Annotated in this window: 17 protein-coding genes; 11 read left to right on the top strand and 6 right to left on the bottom strand. The window is 72.1% G+C overall.

The genetic code is table 11. The features are described 5' to 3' along the window. Nucleotides 1-149: 149 nt before the first annotated feature. Entirely contained in the window at nucleotides 150-872 is a 723-nt protein-coding gene (locus tag DEI97_RS12445; protein WP_111074707.1) for a VIT1/CCC1 transporter family protein, read from the top strand. 103 nt (nucleotides 873-975) lie between these two features. Here DEI97_RS12445 and DEI97_RS12440 read toward each other — a convergent pair whose 3' ends face one another. From DEI97_RS12440 to DEI97_RS12430, 3 genes are all read right to left on the bottom strand, one after another. Beyond that, on the bottom strand, nucleotides 976-1,917 hold the full coding sequence (locus tag DEI97_RS12440) for an acetamidase/formamidase family protein (protein WP_111074706.1): 942 nt from the start codon (nucleotides 1,915-1,917) through the stop codon (nucleotides 976-978). After that, a complete protein-coding gene (locus DEI97_RS12435) occupies nucleotides 1,914-3,380 on the bottom strand; it encodes an APC family permease (protein WP_258376685.1) in 1,467 nt (488 codons plus the stop codon). Before DEI97_RS12435 ends, DEI97_RS12440 begins: the two co-directional genes overlap by 4 nt. A 127-nt stretch (nucleotides 3,381-3,507) precedes the next feature. After that, a complete protein-coding gene (locus tag DEI97_RS12430) occupies nucleotides 3,508-4,422 on the bottom strand; it encodes a proline iminopeptidase-family hydrolase (RefSeq protein ID WP_111074705.1) in 915 nt (304 codons plus the stop codon). A gap of 115 nt (nucleotides 4,423-4,537) precedes the next feature. Between DEI97_RS12430 and DEI97_RS12425 the strand changes: the two genes are divergently transcribed. Further along, complete coding sequence (locus DEI97_RS12425; protein ID WP_111074812.1) at nucleotides 4,538-5,275, top strand: FadR/GntR family transcriptional regulator; 738 nt, start codon at nucleotides 4,538-4,540, stop codon at nucleotides 5,273-5,275. A gap of 136 nt (nucleotides 5,276-5,411) precedes the next feature. Here the strand turns inward: DEI97_RS12425 and DEI97_RS12420 are convergent, their stop codons facing one another. Both DEI97_RS12420 and DEI97_RS12415 read right to left on the bottom strand, forming a co-directional pair. Continuing rightward, nucleotides 5,412-6,290: an ABC transporter permease gene (locus tag DEI97_RS12420; protein WP_111074704.1), complete on the bottom strand. Its 879-nt coding sequence runs from the start codon at nucleotides 6,288-6,290 to the stop codon at nucleotides 5,412-5,414. Next, entirely contained in the window at nucleotides 6,287-7,216 is a 930-nt protein-coding gene (locus DEI97_RS12415; RefSeq protein WP_111074703.1) for an ABC transporter ATP-binding protein, read from the bottom strand. Before DEI97_RS12415 ends, DEI97_RS12420 begins: the two co-directional genes overlap by 4 nt. Nucleotides 7,217-7,590: 374 nt before the next feature. Between DEI97_RS12415 and DEI97_RS12410 the strand changes: the two genes are divergently transcribed. The 8 genes from DEI97_RS12410 to DEI97_RS12375 all read left to right on the top strand — a co-directional run bounded on the left by DEI97_RS12410 (nucleotide 7,591) and on the right by DEI97_RS12375 (nucleotide 17,510). Beyond that, the gene (locus tag DEI97_RS12410; protein WP_111074702.1) at nucleotides 7,591-9,150 is read left to right on the top strand and encodes an NCS1 family nucleobase:cation symporter-1; all 1,560 of its coding nucleotides are present in this window, start codon (nucleotides 7,591-7,593) and stop codon (nucleotides 9,148-9,150) included. A 136-nt stretch (nucleotides 9,151-9,286) separates the two neighbouring features. After that, the gene (locus DEI97_RS12405) at nucleotides 9,287-10,048 is read left to right on the top strand and encodes an aspartate/glutamate racemase family protein (protein ID WP_111074701.1); all 762 of its coding nucleotides are present in this window, start codon (nucleotides 9,287-9,289) and stop codon (nucleotides 10,046-10,048) included. Continuing rightward, nucleotides 10,045-11,424, top strand: a complete 1,380-nt coding sequence (gene allB / locus DEI97_RS12400) for an allantoinase AllB (RefSeq protein WP_111074700.1) — start codon at nucleotides 10,045-10,047, stop codon at nucleotides 11,422-11,424. The genes DEI97_RS12405 and allB overlap by 4 nt, the downstream gene beginning before the upstream one ends. After that, the gene (locus tag DEI97_RS12395; protein WP_111074699.1) at nucleotides 11,417-12,487 is read left to right on the top strand and encodes an acetamidase/formamidase family protein; all 1,071 of its coding nucleotides are present in this window, start codon (nucleotides 11,417-11,419) and stop codon (nucleotides 12,485-12,487) included. Before allB ends, DEI97_RS12395 begins: the two co-directional genes overlap by 8 nt. Next, a complete protein-coding gene (locus DEI97_RS12390; RefSeq protein WP_258376684.1) occupies nucleotides 12,478-14,088 on the top strand; it encodes an AtzH-like domain-containing protein in 1,611 nt (536 codons plus the stop codon). The genes DEI97_RS12395 and DEI97_RS12390 overlap by 10 nt, the downstream gene beginning before the upstream one ends. Before the next feature lie 43 nt (nucleotides 14,089-14,131). After that, the gene (locus tag DEI97_RS12385) at nucleotides 14,132-15,388 is read left to right on the top strand and encodes a pyridoxal-phosphate-dependent aminotransferase family protein (protein ID WP_111074698.1); all 1,257 of its coding nucleotides are present in this window, start codon (nucleotides 14,132-14,134) and stop codon (nucleotides 15,386-15,388) included. Beyond that, nucleotides 15,385-16,686 carry an allantoate amidohydrolase gene (locus DEI97_RS12380; protein ID WP_258376683.1) on the top strand — a complete coding sequence of 434 codons (1,302 nt, stop codon included), beginning with the start codon at nucleotides 15,385-15,387 and terminating at the stop codon, nucleotides 16,684-16,686. The genes DEI97_RS12385 and DEI97_RS12380 overlap by 4 nt, the downstream gene beginning before the upstream one ends. Further along, nucleotides 16,683-17,510 (top strand): MurR/RpiR family transcriptional regulator, encoded by an 828-nt coding sequence (locus DEI97_RS12375; RefSeq protein ID WP_111074697.1) that lies wholly within the window; start codon nucleotides 16,683-16,685, stop codon nucleotides 17,508-17,510. The genes DEI97_RS12380 and DEI97_RS12375 overlap by 4 nt, the downstream gene beginning before the upstream one ends. On the opposite strand, the gene DEI97_RS12370 is transcribed toward DEI97_RS12375, so the two are convergent. Beyond that, complete coding sequence (locus DEI97_RS12370) at nucleotides 17,477-18,010, bottom strand: SRPBCC family protein (protein WP_111074696.1); 534 nt, start codon at nucleotides 18,008-18,010, stop codon at nucleotides 17,477-17,479. The genes DEI97_RS12375 and DEI97_RS12370 overlap by 34 nt on opposite strands. Before the next feature lie 36 nt (nucleotides 18,011-18,046). Here DEI97_RS12370 and DEI97_RS12365 point away from each other — a divergent pair, with 36 nt between their 5' ends. Then, a complete protein-coding gene (locus DEI97_RS12365) occupies nucleotides 18,047-19,156 on the top strand; it encodes a YeiH family protein (protein WP_258376682.1) in 1,110 nt (369 codons plus the stop codon).

The following is a 19,156-nucleotide window of genomic DNA, read 5'->3' as shown; positions in this document are numbered from 1 at the left end:
TCCTCCTCGGGGAACGGGATCGGTGCGGTCTCCATCGTGCTCCTCCGCGTGGAACCGCGCTGAGGGAAGGCTTGCCTCACCACGAAAGCCCCGGTCAGGGCAGCCTTCCCTTGCTGGTGCGATCAGCTGACAAGTGCTTTCCTTTCCTCATGTCCACCGCAGCTGACCTCGCGCTCCCCGCCACCGAGCACGACGACGCCACGAGCGCCGCCCGCCTCAACTGGTTGCGCGCCGGCCTCCTCGGCGCGAACGACGGCATCGTCTCCGTCGCAGCAGTCCTGGTCGGCGTCGCCGGCACCGGCGCTGCGGCCGGGCCGGTCCTGGCTGCCGGCACCGCCGCCCTCGTCGGTGGTGCGGTGTCGATGGCGCTCGGCGAGTACGTCTCCGTCAGCGGTGCGCGTGACGCCCAGCGCACCGGGCAGGCCGCCCACCAGGCGCAGCTCGAAGCCGAGTCCGAGGACCAGGCCACCATCGCCGCGCACTACCGCGGGCTCGGGGTCTCGGACGACGTCGCCGAGACCGTCGCCGCCGAACTCGTCCGTCCCGAGGTCCGCGACCGCCGGGCCGCCGCAGCCCTCCGCGACGCCGAGGACGAGGTCGTCAGCCCCTGGCGCGCGGCCTGGGTCTCCGCCGCGACCTTCACCGTCGGTGCCGCGCTGCCGTTCCTCGCGATGCTCCTCGCTCCGGCGTCGAGCCAGATCCTGGTCACCGTCGTCGCCGTCCTCATCGCGCTCGCCGTCACCGGCACCACCGGCGCGACCCTCGGCGGGGCACCCCGGGGCCGGGCGACGATCCGCGTCGTGCTCGGCGGAGCGCTCGCCCTCGCCGCCACCTACGGCGCCGGCACGCTGCTCGGGGCGCACGCGTCCTGACGCAAGGTGCGGCGCGCTGGGCGTGATCGACGGACGGGAGGCCCGGATCGCGTGACCGACGTCGGTCACGTGATCCGGGCCTCCCGTCCGGCACGGCGTCCGGTCAGACCCCTGCGGTCAGCACCGCCTTCGGGACCCGGTGCAGGGTCACCGCACCGACCGCGTCGAACGGGTGCAACGGGTCCGGAGCGCCGGACCCGGTCGGCCCGCCGAGCTTCGAGTCGCCGACCGCGCTGAGCACGGCGTAGGCGTCGTCGGCCGACCAGCCGTGGTCGTCGACGAGGAACGCGAAGGCGTCCTCGTACCCGCGGCGGATGCTCTCCTGCACCGGTTCGCCCAGGCCGACGAACAGCCACTCGTCGTCGGTCTCGATGCGCGGTGCCCGCAGGGTGGGTCCGCCCTTGACGACGTCGACGGAGACGATCGCGGTGCCCTGCGCCTCGATCGCGACGAACGAGGACTCGCCCTCGGCCATGATCGCGTGGATGTCGCCGATCGACAGCAGCGCTCCCGGCACCCGGACCGGCAGGTAGACCGTCGAGCCGGGGCGGGCCTCGGTGACGTCCATGTTCCCGCCCTCGGCGTACGCGGGCATGATCGTGGAGTTCTCGCCCTCGGCCGGAGCGGTCCCGATGCAGCCGATCATCGGCCGGACCGGGAACGTGTGCCGGTCGGACACCCGCACGACGCCGTCCTCGATCGGGCAGCGGCGGGTGAAGACCCGGTCGCCCATCACGTGCTGCAGGGCGCCGGAGCCGGGCAGCGAGACCGACCAGCCGTGCGTCGTCAGCTGGATGTCGTGGATCGTCACCGCGAGGGTGTCGCCCGGCTCCGCGCCCTCGACGTACACCGGGCCGGTGACCGGGTTGATCGGTGCCTGCAGCTGCGCCATGTCGTGGTGGTCGTCGAGTTCGGCGTAGACGGCGTCGGTCGTCTCGAAGCCGATCGTCTCGCCGGTGCCCGGGGCGATGGTCAGTACCGGCTCGCGGTCGGCGGTGTAGCCGGGGCGGCCGAGCGTGTTCGGCAGGTGGTGGTCGGGGGTCATCGCGGGTCCTTGTCCGTCGAGAGCGGGGCGGCGGTCGAGCCGGCGGGGGCGCCGGTCGGGTCGCCTTCGCCGAGCGTGCCCGGCTCCTCGGAACCGACCTCGGTGGAACGGCCGGTGGAGCGGTAGTAGAGGAAGACGCCGGCGCCGACGATGAGCCAGATGATGCCACCGACCTTCGCCTCGACCGCGGCGTTGAGCAGCACGTACCCGATGATCAGGAACCCGATCAGCGGCACGACCAGGTGCAGCAGCCAGTTCCGCGACTTCCCCTTGACCATGTGGTGCACGAACACCGACACGTGCAGCAGCATGAAGCCGAACAGGGCGCCGAAGTTCACCAGCGACGAGATCGTGTCGATCTGCCCGACGAAGAACAGCACCAGGATCGCGGACAGGACCGAGACGACCAGGATCGCGTTCTGCGGCACCAGGCGGCCGTTGAGCTTGTGCAGGAACGCGGGCAGCTGCCGGTCGCGGCTCATCGAGAACAGCAGGCGGCTCGTCGCGGCCTGCGCTGCCATGGCGTTCGCGATGCCCACGGCCAGGACGTTGACCGCGAAGAACGCCGTCGCCCAGCCGCTCGACGACGCCTGCTGGACGATCGTGAAGAACGCGTTGCCCGCCTCGCTGTCCGAGAACGAGTCGCGTCCGGCGGCCAGGGCGCTGGCGAGCCAGGTCTGCACGACGAACAGGAACGCGACGATGACGAGCGCCAGGATCATCGCGAGACCGGCACCACCGCGGCGTCCGGTGGACTCCTCGGACAGGGTGGAGATGCCGTCGAAGCCCAGGAAGCTCAGCACCGCGATCGACAGTGCCGAGGCGATCAGCGGCGCCGACACCTTCGCCGGGTCGAACACCTGGTCGGTGCTGAACGATGCCCCCGGCACCGTGCCGCCGGTCAGGGCGACGATCGCGATGACGACGAAGATCACCACGAACACCAGCTCGATGAGCAGGAAGATCCGGTTCGCCAGCTTCAGGGACGACACCCCGGCCAGGTTGATGACGGTGTTGATCGCCACGAACACCAGCGCCCACAGCCACCGCGGGGTGCCCGGGAAGATGCCGACCATGCTCTCGGCCGCGAACACGTAGAGCAGCGTCGGGACGAGCAGGTAGTCGAGCAGGATCGCCCAGCCGGCGAAGAAGCCCGCCGTCGGGTGGATGCCACGGCCGACGTACGAGAAGACACTGCCGGCGAGGGGGATCGACTTCGCCATCTGCGCGTACGCCAGGGCGGTGAAGATCATCGCGACGAGGCCGACCAGGTAGACCAGCGGCACCATGCCGGAGGACGCGTTGTAGACGGTGCCGAAGATCGCCCACGGGGCGATCGGCACCATGAAGACCAGCCCGTAGACGAGCAGGTCGGTGGTGGAGACGGAGCGTTTCAGCTCCTGCTTGTAGCCGTAGGCCTCGAGCTGCTGCTGTGCGGAGAGCTCGCTGTGCTGCTGCGACATGTCGGTTCCGTTTCGGGGAGGAGGGACGGTGCAGGGGTGGGGTGTCCGGACGGGAGGCGCGTCACGGGTCGGTGACGTGCCTGGCGTCCGGTGCGTGGCCGGGTGGGTGGTTCCGGGTGCTGCGGGGTCAGCCGGTGGGCTGGGTGTCGTGGTCGGCGAGGAACGCGCCGACCACGCGGCGGAACTCCTCCGGCTGCTCCAGGTGCGTGCAGTGGCTGGCGCCGGGGAAGACGTGCTGGCGGGCGTCCGGGATCTGCTCCACGAACGGCTGCCAGGTGGCGGGGGTGGCTTCGTCGTGCTCGCCGGCGACGACGAACGTCGGCACGTCCACCCGGTGCAGGCGGTCGATCACCGACCAGTCGCGCAGCGAGCCGATGACGTGGAACTCGTTCGGCCCGTTCATGGTGTGGTAGACCGTCGGCTCGGCCTCCATCTGCTCCTCGGACGCGACGAAGTCGGCGGGCATCGGCACCACCCGGCAGACGTGGCGTTCGTAGAAGACCTGCGTCGCGGCCACGTACTCGGGGTCCTCGACCGTGCCGGCGTCCTCGTGCCGGGTCAGAGCGTCCTGCACCTCGGCGGGCAGCTGGGCGCGGAGCTCGGCGGCCCCCTCGACCCAGAGCTGCATCGAGGCGGGGGAGTTGCAGATCGACAGGCTCGCGATGCCGCCCGGACGACGGACCGCGATCTCGGCGCCGAGCATCCCGCCCCACGACTGGCCCAGGACGTGGTGCTCGCCGAGGCCCAGGCGCGCGACCAGCGCCAGGTACTCGTCGACGAACAGCTGCGGCTGCCACAGGTCGGCGGGGGCGTCCGGGCGGTGGCTGCTCCGGCCGCAGCCGAACTGGTCGTGGTGGACGACGGTGCGACCGGTCTCGTCGGCGAAGGCCTCGAGGTTCCGGACGTAGTCGTGCGCCATCCCCGGTCCGCCGTGCAGGACCACGAGGGGCAGCGCACCGGCGACGGGGTGGTCGGGTTCCGTGATCCGGTACCAGGTCTCGCCGTCCTGGAACGGCATCGTGCTCTCGGTGATGCGGGACATGGGGTGAGCATGGCCCGGCGAAAGGTCCCAGGCAAGACCTTTTCCACTCGTTTAACGTGGCCGTAACAGGACGCCCGGCCCTCCGGGGGCAGGCTGGACGGTGGAAGGGGTGCCGGTGACGGATCGCGCGACGGAGACCCGGGTGGACGAGGTCGAGGACCGGCTCGTGACCGCCGTCGCCGTCGGTGAGTACCTGCCCGGCTCCCGGCTGCCACCCGAACGCGAGCTCGCCGGACTGCTCGGGGTCGCCCGCGTCACCGTCCGCGGAGCCCTCGCCCGGCTCGTCGACCGCGGTCTGCTCGAGACCCGACGGGGACGCGGTGGCGGGACGTTCGTCCGCGACCAGGAGGCCGGTGCCGCCTCCGACTCGGTCGGCCGCACCCTGCTGGCACGGTGGGCGGGGATCCAGGACACTGCCGACGCCATCGCGATCCTGCACGGGGCGCTCGCGGCCGCCGCAGCCGAACGGATCACCGCGGACCAGGCGGCCGGGCTCCGGGAACGGCTCGAGGCCTTCCGCACCGCGACCTCCGGCTTCGCGAAGCAGCAGGCCGACGCGGTCCTGCACCGCAGCATCATCGATGCGGCGCAGAACGACGCACTGCGGAGCACCCTGGCGTCGCTCGAGTCGCAGATCTCGATCGCGGCGCCGGCGCACCTGTGGGGGAGCGTCGACGGGATGGCGGCGATGGAGGCCCGGGCGATGCGGGACCACGAGGAACTGGTCGACGCGGTCTGTGCCGGGCGGGTCGCCGAGGCGGGGCGGATCGCGCGGCAGCACGTGGGGATCGACGTCGAGCTGCTGGAGCGGGCGATGCTCCGGGCGGGACAGGTGCCGACTCGGCCAGTGTGACCGTTCATGTTGTCTGGTCGAGACGACGGGAGGCCCGTGGCAGAGTCGCCACGGGCCTCCCGTGTTGGTGGTGCGGGTCGTGCTGGTGCTGCGGGTCGTGCTGGTGGTGTTGGGGGTGCGGCTCGTACCGTCTGAGTCAGACGTCGCGGCGCTTGGCCACCATCATCGCGAAGGCGTTCACGACGAGGACCTCGGCCAGCAGCACGCCGCCGCCGCTCCAGCCGTTGAGCGTGAGGCCCTTCGGCGCCGGGGCACCCGAGTCGAACTGGTACAGGTTCGCGCCGGCCGCGTCGGGCAGGAACTTCGTGACGTCGTTCAGCCAGTCCAGGTTCGCCAGCCCGGCGACCAGGCTGATGACGACCGGCAGCACGAGCAGGATGCCGAGGGTGATCGCGATGCCGCCGGCCGACGAGCGGACCAGCAGGCCGATGCCGAACGCCAGGAGTGCCAGCAGGGTGACGTCGATCGACGCACCGACGATCGGCATCCAGACGGACGGGTCGGCCAGGTCGGGCTCCAGGCCCTTGCCGGCCTGCAGCGCCGTCGAGATCGCGACGCCGATCCAGTTGGCCACCGCGCTGACGACGAAGGTGGTGACCGCGAGCACGGTCGCCTTCGCGAGCAGCACGCCGGTCCGGCCCGGGTCGGCGGTGAAGGTCGACCGGATCTGTCCGGTGGCGTACTCGCCGGTGATGATGAGCACGCCGAGCACGCCGACGACCAGGGCGGTCAGGTAGACGCTGACGGTGTTGATGCTGACGATCGTGGCGTTCGCGCCGACCGCGGTCTGCTCGGCGCCGGACGGCTCCGAGACGGACCCGAGCAGGACCGCGAGACCGAGGGTCAGGACGGCGATGACGGCGTAGCACCAGAACGTCGACCGGATGCTCCGGAACTTGATCCACTCGCTGCGGACCAGTCGGGTGTAGCCGAGGTGCACGTCGCGCGAGGACAGGTCCCCACGGTGGCGGTGCTGCTGGGTGGTCGGCTGGTCGGTCTTCTGCGGGGCACTCATCGGGCTCCCTCCGATCGGTACTCGACGTCGTCGCGGGTGAGGGCCATGTAGGCCTCTTCCAGGCTCGCGCCGGTCGGGGTGAGTTCGTGCAGGACGACCCCGGCGCGGGCGGCGATGTCGCCGACGGTCGGGGCGTCCGGGCCGACGACCAGGAACGAGCCGTCGTCACGCGGGGTGACCGTCGCGTTCGGGCCGATCGCAGTGAAGAGCTGGTCGGGCATCGGGGTGCGGACGACCACGCGGGCAAGGTTGACCTGCCCGGAGGGACCCCCGGCGCCGGCGACGAACTCCGCGATCGGGGCGTCGGCGAGCACCTTGCCGCGACCGAGCACGACGACGCGGTCGGCGGTCTGGGCCATCTCGCTCATGAGGTGGCTCGAGAGGAACACGGTGCGGCCCTCACCGGCCATCCGGCGGGCGAGCTGTCGGACCCAGAGGACACCGTCCGGGTCGAGGCCGTTGACCGGCTCGTCGAGGATCAGGGTCTGCGGGTCGCCGAGCAGCGCCGCGGCGATGCCGAGTCGCTGGCCCATGCCGAGCGAGAAGCCGCCGACGCGCTTGCGGGCGACGGACTCGATGCCGGTCATGTCCATGACCTCGTGCACCCGCTGCTTCGGGATGCCGTGCGTCGCCGCGAGTGCGAGGAGGTGGTTGTACGCGCTCCGACCGGAGTGCACCGCCTTCGCCTCGAGCAGTGCGCCGACCTGCCGGAGCGGGTCGCGGAAGCTCTGGTACGGCCGGCCGTTGACGGTCGCCGTGCCGGAGGTCGGCTGGTCGAGCCCCATGATCATGCGCATGGTGGTCGACTTGCCGGCGCCGTTCGGGCCGAGGAAGCCGGTGACGCTGCCGGGGTGCACGACGAACGAGACGTCGTCGACCGCGAGCTTGGGGCCGTAGCGCTTGGAGAGGTGCTGTACTTCGATCATCGCCGCCCACGGTACGGGGGCCGCGGATGCGGCCGCCTCCCCCTGGAGGCGGAGATCGCACCCCTCCTCGTCATCCTGCCGACAGCCTCCCGTCCGTCGGCTCGCCGCCCGCGTGGCCGCGCCGGGCGGGGGCGCGCCGGGCGGCACCCCGGCAAAACACCGGTGTTCGTCGGAAACGCCGCGCCCATGCGCGGTTCGACTGACGAACACCGGTGTTCTGCAGCAAGTCCCACGCCCATCTCGGAACGATCGTTCCAAGACGGGTGTGATGTCACACGGTCGTCACACGGGGGAAACGGGCGGCGCGACCGGGGTCCGTAGCTTCGTGCCCAGGCAGACGCCGACCTCACCCTCTCTCCCTTCCGGAGGACGTCATGGCAACAGAAGTCGCGGCACCCGTCGCAGCGCCCCACGCCCCCCTCACGCCGGCCGCCCCCGCGGGTGCCGGTCTGATCAAGCCCGGGTACGACCCGGCCCTCACCAACGAGGACCTCGCCCCGCTGCGGAAGCAGACCTGGACCAGCTACAACGTCTTCGCGTTCTGGATGTCCGACGTGCACTCGGTCGGCGGCTACGTCACCGCCGGGTCGCTCTTCGCCCTCGGTATCGCCAGCTGGCAGGTGCTCGTCGCCCTGGTCGTCGGCATCCTCATCGTGCAGGTCTTCGCGAACCTCGTCGCCAAGCCCTCCCAGCGCACCGGTGTGCCGTACCCGGTGATCAACCGCGCGGTCTTCGGCGTCCTCGGCGCGAACGTCCCCGCCATCATCCGCGGGCTCATCGCGATGGCCTGGTACGGCGTGCAGACCTTCCTGGCCGCGCAGTCGCTGAACATCGTGTTCCTCAAGTTCATCCCCGGGGCGGCCGCACTCCTCGAGCCGTCGTTCCTCGGGCTGAACGCGCTCGGCTGGATCTCGTACGCCGTGCTCTGGGTCGCGCAGGGCGCCCTGTTCTGGATGGGCATGGACGCGATCCGGAAGTTCATCGACTGGGCCGGTCCCGCCGTGTACGTCGTGATGATCGCGCTCGCGGTGTACCTCGTCGCCACCGCCGGCATCGGCAACATCTCGCTGACGCTCTCGGTCGGCGCCCCGATGTCCTTCGGCGCGAGCATCCCGGTGATGCTGTCGGCGATCGCCCTGGTCGTCAGCTACTTCTCCGGTCCGATGCTCAACTTCGGCGACTTCTCGCGGTACGGCAAGTCCTTCGCCGCCGTGAAGCGCGGCAACCTGCTCGGACTGCCGATCAACTTCCTGTTCTTCTCGATCCTCACCGTGCTCTGCGCCAGCGCAACCGTGCCGGTGTTCGGCAAGCTCATCACCGACCCGATCGAGACCGTCCAGGCGATCGGCGCCCCGTTCGCGATCCTGCTCGGCGGACTGACGTTCGTCACGGCCACGGTCGGCATCAACATCGTCGCGAACTTCATCAGCCCCGCGTTCGACTTCTCGAACGTCGCACCCCGCCGGATCAGCTGGCGGATGGGCGGGATGATCGCCGCGGTCGGCTCCGTGCTGCTCACCCCGTGGAACTGGTACGGCAACGACCAGGCGATCCTCTACACACTCGGTGTGCTCGGGGCACTGATCGGCCCGCTCTTCGGCATCCTGATCGCCGGCTACTACATCGTCGGCAAGCAGCGGGTCGCCGTCGACGACATGTACTCGAAGGACCCGGCCGGTCGGTACTGGTACCGGAAGGGCTTCAACCCGAACGCGATCTGGACCCTCGTCACCACCGGGGCGGTGTCGGTCGCCAGCGCCGTGCTGCCGCCGGCGCTCGGGGTCGTCCCGTGGCTGAGCAGCTACAGCTGGTTCATCGGCTGCGGTCTCGGGCTCGTCGTCTTCTGGGCGCTCGAACGCCGGTCGCCGGCCATGCCGCTGCTCGACGCCGACGACCCGACGGTCGACGACGGCGCCGCCCTCGGTCGCGCCTGACCGGGGGACATCTCCTCCACAGGGGCACCGCCGCACCGACTCCGGCAGGTGCCCCTGTGGACAGCCGGGAGGCCCGCCACCACCCCGCCAGGATCGTCACCACCCACGCTCCACCCGCTCCACCGGAAGGACCCCGATGCGCATCCGCGTCGTCAACCCCAACACCACCGCGTCGATGACGGCGGCCATCGGTCGTGCCGCGGCCGCGGTCGCCGGACCGGGAACGGTCATCGAAGCCGTGCAGCCCAGCATGGGTCCGGCGTCGATCGAGAGCCACTACGAGGAAGCGCTGGCCGTGCCGGGGCTCCTCGAACAGGTGCTGGCGGGGGAGCAGGCTGGCGTGGACGCCACCGTCGTCGCCTGCTTCGGTGATCCGGGGATCGACGCTGCGCGGGAGATCGCCCGTGGCCCGGTGATCGGCATCGCCGAAGGGGCGTTCCGCACCGCCGCGATGCTCGGTCGGCGGTTCGGCGTCGTGACCACGCTCGAGCGGACGACCGGTCGTGCGCGGGAACTGGCCGAGCGCTACGGCTGCGCGTCCCTGCTGACCGAGGTCCGGGCGTGCGAGGTGCCCGTGCTGCAGCTCGACGACCCGTCCTCGGGCGCCCGCGAGCTCGTCGTCGACGAGTGCCGTCGGGTGATCGCGAACGGTGCCGACGCCGTGGTGCTCGGCTGCGCCGGGATGGCCGAGTTCTGCGCTTCAGTGTCCGACGAGATCGGTGCACCGGTCGTCGACGGGGTCAGCGCCGCGACCCTCCTGGCCGAGACGCTCGTCCGACTCGGACTGACCACCGGCAAGCACGGCGAGTACGCCGCGCCGCCGCCCAAGCGGTTCACGGGGGTGCTCGCCTCCTTCGAGCTCGACGCTGCCCGCGCGATGGTCGGGGCGGACGCATGACGGACCTCCAGACGGCCGCCGTCGCCGACACGGTCCTGCCCGCCGACCTCGTCCTGCGTGCCCACCGGACCTGGGTCGACGGCGCCTTCCGGCCCGCCGCCGTCGTGGTCCGCGACGGACGGGTGGCGTCCGTCGAGCCGATCGACGCCGACGTCGTCGCCGACCGTGACGAGACCGTCCCTGACGCCCACGTCCTGCTGCCCGGACTCGTCGACACCCACGTCCACGTGAACGAGCCCGGACGTACCGAGTGGGAGGGCTTCGCATCCGCCACCCGTGCGGCGGCGCTCGGCGGGGTGACGACGATCATCGACATGCCGCTCAACTCGATCCCGGCCACCGTCGACGTCCCCTCGCTGCAGGTCAAGCGCGCGAGTGCCACCGGACGCGTCGCGGTCGACGTCGGGTTCTGGGGCGGAGCCGTCCCCGACAACGCGGGTGCCCTCGCCGACCTGCACGCCGCCGGGGTCTTCGGTTTCAAGTGCTTCACCGCGCCGTCCGGCGTCGACGAGTTCCCGCACCTCGACCCGACGCAGCTGCGTGCCGCGATCGCCGAGGTCGCCGCACTCGACGCGCTCCTCATCGTCCACGCCGAAGACCCGGACCACCTCGTCGACCACGACGCACTGGGGGTCCGGTACCAGGACTTCCTCGACACCCGACCCGTCCAGGCCGAGCGGTCCGCCATCGCCCGCGTGATCGACGGTGCGCGGGAGACCGGTGCCCGGGTGCACGTCCTCCACCTCTCCGACGCCGGTGCGCTCCCGATGATCCGCGCCGCGAAGGACGACGGCGTCCGCCTCACCGTCGAGACGTGCCCGCACTACCTGGCCTTCGAGTCCGGGTCGATCCCCGACGGTGCCACGGCGTACAAGTGCTGCCCGCCGATCCGCGACGACGCCAACCGCGACGCCCTCTGGGCCGGGCTGCTCGACGGCACGATCGACATGGTCGTCTCGGACCACTCGCCCTCGACCGCCGACCTGAAGGTCGACGACTGGGGGCTCGCGTGGGGCGGCATCGCCGGCCTGCAGGTCGGGTTCCGTGCGCTGTGGACCGAGGCCGCGCGTCGCGGACTGCCCCTCGACGCCCTCCTGCCCGCCGTGACGACCGGGCCGGCGGCGCTCGCCGGGTTCGCCGACCGCGGCCGGATCGTGCCGGGGGCGCTGGCGCACTTCGCCGTGTTCGACCCCGACGCCCAGGCCACGATCGACGTCGACGCGCTGGCGCACCGGAACCGGGTGTCCGCGTTCGACGGGCTACAGGTCCGCGGCCGGGTGACGCAGACATGGTTGCGTGGGCAGCGCATCACCGGCACCACCGACGGCACCACGACGGTCGACCTCGTCGCCGGAGAGCTGGTCGACCGTGGCTGAAACGCGTACCGCCGCCGACGTGCACCTCGGCTCGACGCCGGACGACGTCCTCTGGGGACGGTTGCCGAGTCGCCACGACGCCGCCGTCCGCACCGTCGCGCCCGGCTCGGTCGTGACCATCGACACCGTCAGCCACGAGGGCCTGCTGCCCGACCAGGGCTCCGACCCGGTGGCGTTCTTCGGGCGACACGGCGTCGATCCGGGCGGCGTGCTGGCGGACGCGATCGACATCGTGCGGGACCTCCGCAACGACGACGCCGACGGCCCGCACGTGGTGTCGCGACCGATCGCCGTCGCCGGGGCCGAACCGGGCGACGTCTTGTCGGTGTCGATCCTGGCGGCGCTGCCTCGCGTGCCCTACGGGGTGATCTCGAACCGGCACGGCCGTGGTGCGCTGCCGGGGGAGCTCCCGCGTGGTGCGGACCCGGTCTCGGTGTTCGCCGACGTCGTCACGCGCGACGGCGTCGACCACGGACGCCTGCCGGTGGTGGACGGCGGTCCCCGCGTGGTGACCTTCCCGCTCCGGCCGTTCCCCGGCATCCTCGGCGTCACCGTCGACAGCGACGTCCGACCGCACTCCGTCCCGCCGGGGCCGCACGGCGGGAACATCGACATCGCGCTGCTGACCGCGGGTTCGACCCTGCACCTGCCCGTCCAGGTGCCGGGCGCCGGTGTGTACGTCGGCGACCCGCACTTCGCCCAGGGGGACGGCGAGGTCGCCCTCACCGCGATGGAGGCCTCGCTCCGCCTGACCCTGCGCCTCGACGTCGTGCCGCGCGCCACCGCGCTCCGACGGTTCGGTGCCCTGGTCGGTCCGGTCGCCGAGACCACCGAGTTCCTGGTGCCAACGGGCATGGACGCCGACCTGGACGAAGCCGTACGGCGGTGCGTCCGAGCGGCCATCACGCTGCTCCGCGCACGGTGGGGTGTCGACGAGCACCTGGCGTACGCGTACCTCAGCGCGGCGACGGACTTCCGCATCTCGCAGGTCGTCGACCTCGTCTGCGGAGCGCACGCGACCATCCGCAAGGCGGACTTCGACGCGGTGGCGACGTGCGACTGACCGGGACGTGGCCCGCCGGTCTCGAGTCGGCGTTCCACCGGTACGAGGACGCCCTGATGCGGGACGACACCGCGGTGCTCGACGCGCTGTTCGAACCGGGGCCGGACACGCTCCGTGGTGACGGTGCCGGACTGCTCCGCGGACACGAGCAGATCAGTGCCTTCCGGTCCGCCCGCGGTGGCGTCGCCCGTCGGGTCCTGATCGGCGTGGACGTGCAGGTCCTCGGTCCGGATGCCGTGCTGGTCGTGGGGGAGTCCCGGTTCCTCGACGGTGGACGTGGTCTGCAGACGCAGCTCTGGTGCCGGACGGACGGTACCTGGCGGATCCGGACGGCGCACGTCACCGGACGCGCACCGGCGTTCGACCGGTCCGTCTGGCGCGTGCTCGGCGACCCGCTGGTTCCCGGCGCCGGCTCCGGTCCGCTGGCCGGCGTCCGCGTGGCGGTGAAGGACCTCATCGCGGTGCGCGGCCAGGTCATCGGTGCGGGCAACCCGACCTGGCAGGCCGAGGCGGACATGGAGGACGAACACGCTCCCGCGGTCGCGATGCTCCTCGACGCCGGAGCCGAAGTCACCGGCCTCGCCCGGAGCGACGAGTTCGCCTACGCCCTCGCCGGCCGGAACGCCCACTCCGGGACGACACCGAACGGATCGGCCCCTCGGCGGATCGGCGGCGGCTCGACGTCCGGGTCGGCTTCGGCGGTCGCACTCGGGCAGGCAGACCTCGGTCTGGGCACGGACACGGCGGGCAGCCTCCGGGTCCCGGCGTCCTACCAGGGGCTCTGGGGACTGCGGACCACGCACGGCGCCGTGTCCCGGAAGAGCGTGCTGCCCCTCGCGCAGACCTTCGACACCGTCGGATGGCTGACGCGCGGCCCCGAGCTGCTCCGGCAGGTCGCCGGCATCGCGTTCGGCGACCCCGTGGAACCCCAGCGCGAGGCCGAGGACCCGCTGGTCCGGAGTGACCCGCTGCTCCGGCCTGAACCGCTGCTCCGGAGTGGCCCGCTGCTCCTGAGCGACGCGCTGCTCGATGCCGCCGAACCCGACACCCGCAGCGCGTTCCTCGCCTGGGTCGAACGGGTCGGCTGTCCGGTGCAGTCGGTCGCGCTGCCGGACCTGGACGACCTCGCCGAGACGCTCCGGGTCGTCCAGGCCGCCGAGGCGCACCGGAACCACGGCGACTGGGTCGCCGCACACCCGGGCGCCCTCGGAGCCGACGTCGCCGAGCGGTTCGCCGCAGCGGCAGCCGTCACCGCCGAGCAGGAGTCGGCAGCGCGTGCCCGCCTCGTGGAACTCCGGACCGTGCTCCGCCGCGTGGTCGGGAACGGAGTCCTGGCCTTCCCCACCGTGCCGGGGCCCGCTCCGGACCGGACTGCCGACACCGCGGCCGTGCTCGTCACCCGTCGAGCGACCCTCCGCATGACGTCGGTCGCCGGCATCGGCGGTCTGCCCGCCGTCAGCATCCCGGCGCTCCGGGTCGACGACGCCCCCGTCGGGGTGTGCCTCGTCGGACCGGCCGGTGCCGACCTCGCGCTGGTCGACCTCGCGATCGACCTCGCCCGTGCCACCACACCCGAAGCCGCCCCCGCAACACATTCGTAACGCGCGTTCCACTAACCTTGATTGTGGAACGGAAGGATCAACCATGCACCCCGTGAACCCGCCCGCACGTCTCCTGATGGGCCCCGGCCCGATCGACGCCGACCCCCGCGTCCTCCGCGCGCTCTCGACCCCGCTGGTCGGGCAGTACGACCCGTGGATGACCGAGACGATGAACCAGACGCAGGAGCTGTACCGCCAGGTGTTCGGCACCCGGAACGAGGCCACCGTCCTGGTCGACGGCACCTCCCGCGCCGGCATCGAAGCCGCGCTCGTCTCCCTGCTGGCGCCCGGGGACAGCGTCCTCGTCCCGGTGTTCGGGCGGTTCGGGCACCTGCTCGCCGAGATCGCCGGACGGGCCGGAGCGACGGTGCACACGATCGAGACCGAGTGGGGCCAGGTGTTCCCGGCCTCCGTGATCGAGGACGCCATCGTGCGGGTGCGCCCGAAGCTCCTGGCGGTCGTGCAGGGCGACACCTCGACGACGATGAACCAGCCGCTCGACGAGCTCGGGGCGATCTGCGAACGCCACGGCGTGCTGTTCTACACGGACGTCACGGCCTCCGTCGGCGGGAACCCGCTCGAGGTCGACGCGTGGGGCATCGACGCCGTCAGCGCCGGGCTGCAGAAGTGCCTGGGCGGCCCGTCCGGCAGCGCACCCCTGTCGCTCTCGCCCCGGGCGGTCGCAGTGCTCGACGGCCGTCGGAGCGTCGAGGCCGGCATCCGCGAACCGGGCGACGACGTGTCCGACCACCCGATCCAGTCGAACTACCTCGACCTGGGGATGATCATCGACTACTGGGGTCCCCGCCGCCTCAACCACCACACCGAAGCGGCATCGATGCTCTACGCCGCGAACGAGTGCGCGCGGATCCTGCTCGAGGAGGGCCGCGACGCCGTCGTCGAGCGGCACGCCATCGCCGGCCGCGCCATGCTCGAAGGGGTCCGCGGCCTCGGGCTCACCGTGTTCGGGGACGTCGGGCACAAGATGCACAACGTCGTCGCCGTCGAGATCCCCGACGAGGTCCAGGGCGACGCGGTCCGTTCCGCGATGCTCGAGGACCACGGGATCGAGATCGGCACCTCGTTCGGCCCGCTGCACGGACGGGTGTGGCGCATCGGCACGATGGGCTACAACGCCCGGAAGGACACCGTCGTGACGACGCTCTCCGCCCTCGAACAGGCGCTGCGTCGCGGCGGGAAGTCCGTGCCGCAGGGCGGTGGGGTCGATGCCGCGCTCGACGTCTACGCGGGACGCGGCGCCTCGCTCGAGGCCGGGCTCCCGGTGGGGGCACGCGCGTGAGTGCGGCCGTGGAGCTGCCCGTCGCCGGTGCGGTGGCCCGTGCCGCCGCCGACCGGATCGTCGCCCGCTGCGACGAGCTCGCCATGATCAGCGAGACCGCTGGCCACATCACCCGCGTCTACCTCTCGCCCGAGCACGCTCGGGCCAACGCCGTCGTCCGGACCTGGATGAACGACGCCGGACTCGAGACGTGGCAGGACGCCGCCGGCAACCTCCACGGCCGGACCCGGCACAGCGATCCGGAGGCCCCCGTCCTGCTGCTCGGTTCGCACCTGGACACCGTGGTCGACGCCGGCCGGTACGACGGGGTCGTCGGCGTCCTCATGGCGATCGAGGTCGCCGCACGCCTGCAGCAGGACCGTGCCGCCCTGCCGTTCGCGCTCGAGGTCGTCGCCTTCTCCGACGAGGAGGGCACCCGGTTCGGCAAGGCCCTGCTCGGCTCCTCCGCGGTCGCCGGGGTCTGGGACGAGTCGTGGTGGGACCTCCGCGACGGCGACGGCACCACCCTCCGAGCTGCCTTCGAGTCCTTCGGGCTCGACCCGACGCAGGTCGGGCAGGCCGCCGTCGACCCCGCGTCCCTCGTCGGGTACCTCGAAGCACACATCGAGCAGGGGCCGTACCTCGAGCAGGCCGACCAGGCGCTCGGTGTCGTCACCAGCATCGCGAGTGCCCGTCGGTTCACCGTGCGTGCCGTCGGCGAAGCGCGGCACGCCGGCGGTACCCCGTACGAACGGCGCCACGACGCCCTGCTCGCGGCCGCCGAGGCCGCCCTGGCCGTCGAGCGGATCTGCCGGACGGAGCAGCACATCGGCACGGTCGGCACGATGGCCGTCGAGCCCGGAGCGGTCAACGTCGTCCCCGGCCTCGCCACGTTCGCGGTCGACCTCCGCGGGGAGTTCGACGACGGCCGCGACCGGGTCTGGGACGAGATCACCCAGGCCTTCCGCGAGATCGGGACACGACGCGGCGTCGAGGTCACCCCCACCGAGGTGCACCGGGCACCGGCGGTGTTCTGCGCCCCGCACCTGATGGACGCCGTCCGCGCCGGGATCGTCGGCACCGGTGAACCCGAACCCCTCGAGCTGTTCTCCCGCGCCGGACACGACGCCATGTCGCTCGGATTGGTGACCGACGTCGCGATGCTGTTCCTCCGCAACCCGGACGGCATCAGCCACCACCCGGACGAGTTCGTCTCCGCGGCGGACGTCGCCCTCGGACTCGACGCGCTCGCCGGAGCGGTCGAGCACCTCGCCGCGCAGCGCCTCGCCGACACCACGACGGCCGGGGCCGGCGTATGAGCGTCCCCGACGTGCGCGGGCGGATCGACTCGGTCTGGGAGCGCCTCTCGCCCGCCGAGCGACGGGTCGCCGCGATGATCCGACACGACCCGGAGCTCCTGCTCGTCGGCACCTCGTCGCAGCTCGCGGCCGAGTCCGGCACCTCGAAGGCGACGGTCTCCCGACTCGTCCGGTCGCTCGGGTTCCAGGACGCCGCCGAGGTCCGTCAGAACCTGATGTCCGCTCGGGGGACCGGCCTGCCCTGGGCCGCCGAGGACGCCGCGCACGTCGACCAGCGTGCCGTCGAGGCCCGGAACCTCGACGCCGCCTTCGCCTCCCTCGCCCGTGCCGACCGGCCGCGCCTCGCCCGGCGCATCGTCCGCGCACGCCGCGTCCTGGTCTTCGGCGAGCGCGGCGCGTACCCGATCGCGCTGCAGCTCCGCGCGCAGCTCGCACAGGTCCGCCCGGACGTCCGCGTCGGGCCGGCACCGGGTCAGCGCCTGGGGGAGGAGGTCGCGGACCTCGACCGTCGAGACCTCGTGGTGATCGTCACGGTCCGTCGGCACGCCGCCGGAGTCGACCGGGTCGTCCGGCACTGCGTCGGCACCGGGGCGGACGTCGTCGTCATCGGGGACCCGACCGCCGCCGTCATCGCGGCGCCCGCGACCACCGCGGTGCTCTGCCCGGTCGACTCACCCTCGGCGTTCGACTCGTTGGCGGCGCTGTTCGCGGTCGTCGCGGCGATCACGAACGACGTCTACGAGGCCTCCGGTCCGTCCGGACGGACCCGGGTGGAAGCCGTGGCGAGCGCCTACGACACGCTCGGCGAACTCGCCGGCCCCTGACCGACGCTGCCCGTGCCCGTGCCCGTGCCCGTGCCCGTGCCGGTGCCGGCGCCTCCGAGTTCGGCGGCGAGCGACCGGTTCCGCTCGCGGATCAACGCGATCAGGTACCGCCGCAACACCAGCCCCTCCGCGATCCGACCGAGCACCCCGAACGGTGCACGGAACGTGATCTCGTCCACCATGCGCGTCCCTGTCGGGGTGGCGTCGAACCGGTGGTGGTGCCGGAACCGGGCGAACGGCCCACGGACCTGTTCGTCGACGAACGTGTGGGGAGCCTCCAGTGCGGTGATCTCGTTCGTCATCCGCCAGACGATCCCGAAGTGGCGCGCACGCCAGGTGACTCTCTCGCCGATCCCGATGCGTCCGTCGGTCGTGCCGGCGACCGCCTGCTCGCCGGTCGCAGCCATCGACCGCAGGTGCGCGCCGATGTCCAGTGACAGGTCGAAGGCCCGCTCGGGCGGCACGGGCAGGTCGGTCACGATCCGGAAAGCAGCGCTCACGCCTCGATCCTGGCCCACGGACGGCAGGATGGTCACGTGACCGATGCCGCCCTGACTCCGCTCGACCGTGCCGGGAGGCTCGTCCCCGGCCTCGCGCTCGCCACCGTCATCGCCGTGGTCGCGACCGTGATCGGGCGGTTCCTGCCGGTCGTCGGAGCGCCGGTCAGCGGCGTCGTGATCGGCGCGGTCCTCGGGACTGTGCGTCGACCCGGACCGGTCGTCCGGCCGGGCATCACGACCGCGAGCAAGACGGTGCTGCAGTTCGCGGTGGTCCTGCTCGGGGCGCAGCTGTCGCTCCTGCAGGTCGCCCGGGTCGGGGTGCAGTCGCTGCCGGTGATGCTCGGCACACTCGTCATCTGCCTGCTCGCCGCGTGGGGGATCGGTCGTGCCCTCGGGGTGGTCGGGAACCTGCGGACCCTCATCGGGGTCGGGACGGGCATCTGCGGGGCGTCGGCGATCGCGGCCGTGACCCCGGTGATCGGCGCGGTGTCGATCGAGGTGGCGTACGCGGTGTCGACGATCTTCCTGTTCAACGTGGCCGCCGTGGTCGTCTTCCCCGTGGTCGGGCACGCCCTCGGCATGAGCCAGCACGCGTTCGGGCTGTTCGCGGGGACGGCGGTGAACGACACCTCCTCGGTCGTCGCCGCCGCGAGCACGTACGGCCCGGGTGCGGCGGACTTCGCGGTCGTCGTGAAGCTCGTCCGGACGCTCATGATCATCCCGGTGGTCCTCGGTCTGGCTTGGTTGGTCGGACGCCGGGCGGAGAAGACGGTAGCGGCGCCGACCGGGGACGGGTCGGCAGCCGGCGACGTGGCACTGGACGGGTCGGCGATCGAGCCCACGGTCGTGCCGCCTCGCGGGAAGTGGTCCCCTCGCCGGGTGTTCCGTCTCGTGCCGTGGTTCCTCATCGGCTTCGTGCTGGTGGCCGCCGTCAACTCGACGGGTGTCATCCCCGGTCCGGTGCACCCGGCGATCGCTGCGGTCGCCGCGTTCCTCATCACCGTGGCCCTCAGTGCGATCGGCCTGTCGACGGACATCGCGGGGTTCCGCCGTGCCGGGTTCCGGCCGCTGGTCCTCGGCGGGTCGCTCTGGATCGTGGTGTCGCTGTCGAGCCTCGGACTGCAGGCCCTCACCGGCAGCATCTGA

The organism is Curtobacterium sp. MCLR17_032 (genome assembly GCF_003234795.2).
GTDB lineage: Bacteria > Actinomycetota > Actinomycetes > Actinomycetales > Microbacteriaceae > Curtobacterium.
Note: the sequence above shows the minus strand (reverse complement) of the source record. Positions and strands in the feature narration are given on the sequence as shown.

Excerpts from the sequence above, each read along its gene's own strand:
- DEI97_RS12430 (WP_111074705.1), bottom strand. The coding sequence starts at position 4,422 with ATGTCCCGCATCACCGAGAGCACGATGCCGTTCCAGGACGGCGAGACC.
- DEI97_RS12435 (WP_258376685.1), bottom strand. The coding sequence starts at position 3,380 with ATGTCGCAGCAGCACAGCGAGCTCTCCGCACAGCAGCAGCTCGAGGCC.
- DEI97_RS12405 (WP_111074701.1), top strand. The coding sequence starts at position 9,287 with ATGCGCATCCGCGTCGTCAACCCCAACACCACCGCGTCGATGACGGCG.
- DEI97_RS12440 (WP_111074706.1), bottom strand. The coding sequence starts at position 1,917 with ATGACCCCCGACCACCACCTGCCGAACACGCTCGGCCGCCCCGGCTAC.
- DEI97_RS12415 (WP_111074703.1), bottom strand. The coding sequence starts at position 7,216 with ATGATCGAAGTACAGCACCTCTCCAAGCGCTACGGCCCCAAGCTCGCG.
- DEI97_RS12385 (WP_111074698.1), top strand. The coding sequence starts at position 14,132 with ATGCACCCCGTGAACCCGCCCGCACGTCTCCTGATGGGCCCCGGCCCG.
- DEI97_RS12420 (WP_111074704.1), bottom strand. The coding sequence starts at position 6,290 with ATGAGTGCCCCGCAGAAGACCGACCAGCCGACCACCCAGCAGCACCGC.
- DEI97_RS12445 (WP_111074707.1), top strand. The coding sequence starts at position 150 with ATGTCCACCGCAGCTGACCTCGCGCTCCCCGCCACCGAGCACGACGAC.
- DEI97_RS12410 (WP_111074702.1), top strand. The coding sequence starts at position 7,591 with ATGGCAACAGAAGTCGCGGCACCCGTCGCAGCGCCCCACGCCCCCCTC.
- allB (WP_111074700.1), top strand. The coding sequence starts at position 10,045 with ATGACGGACCTCCAGACGGCCGCCGTCGCCGACACGGTCCTGCCCGCC.
- DEI97_RS12375 (WP_111074697.1), top strand. The coding sequence starts at position 16,683 with ATGAGCGTCCCCGACGTGCGCGGGCGGATCGACTCGGTCTGGGAGCGC.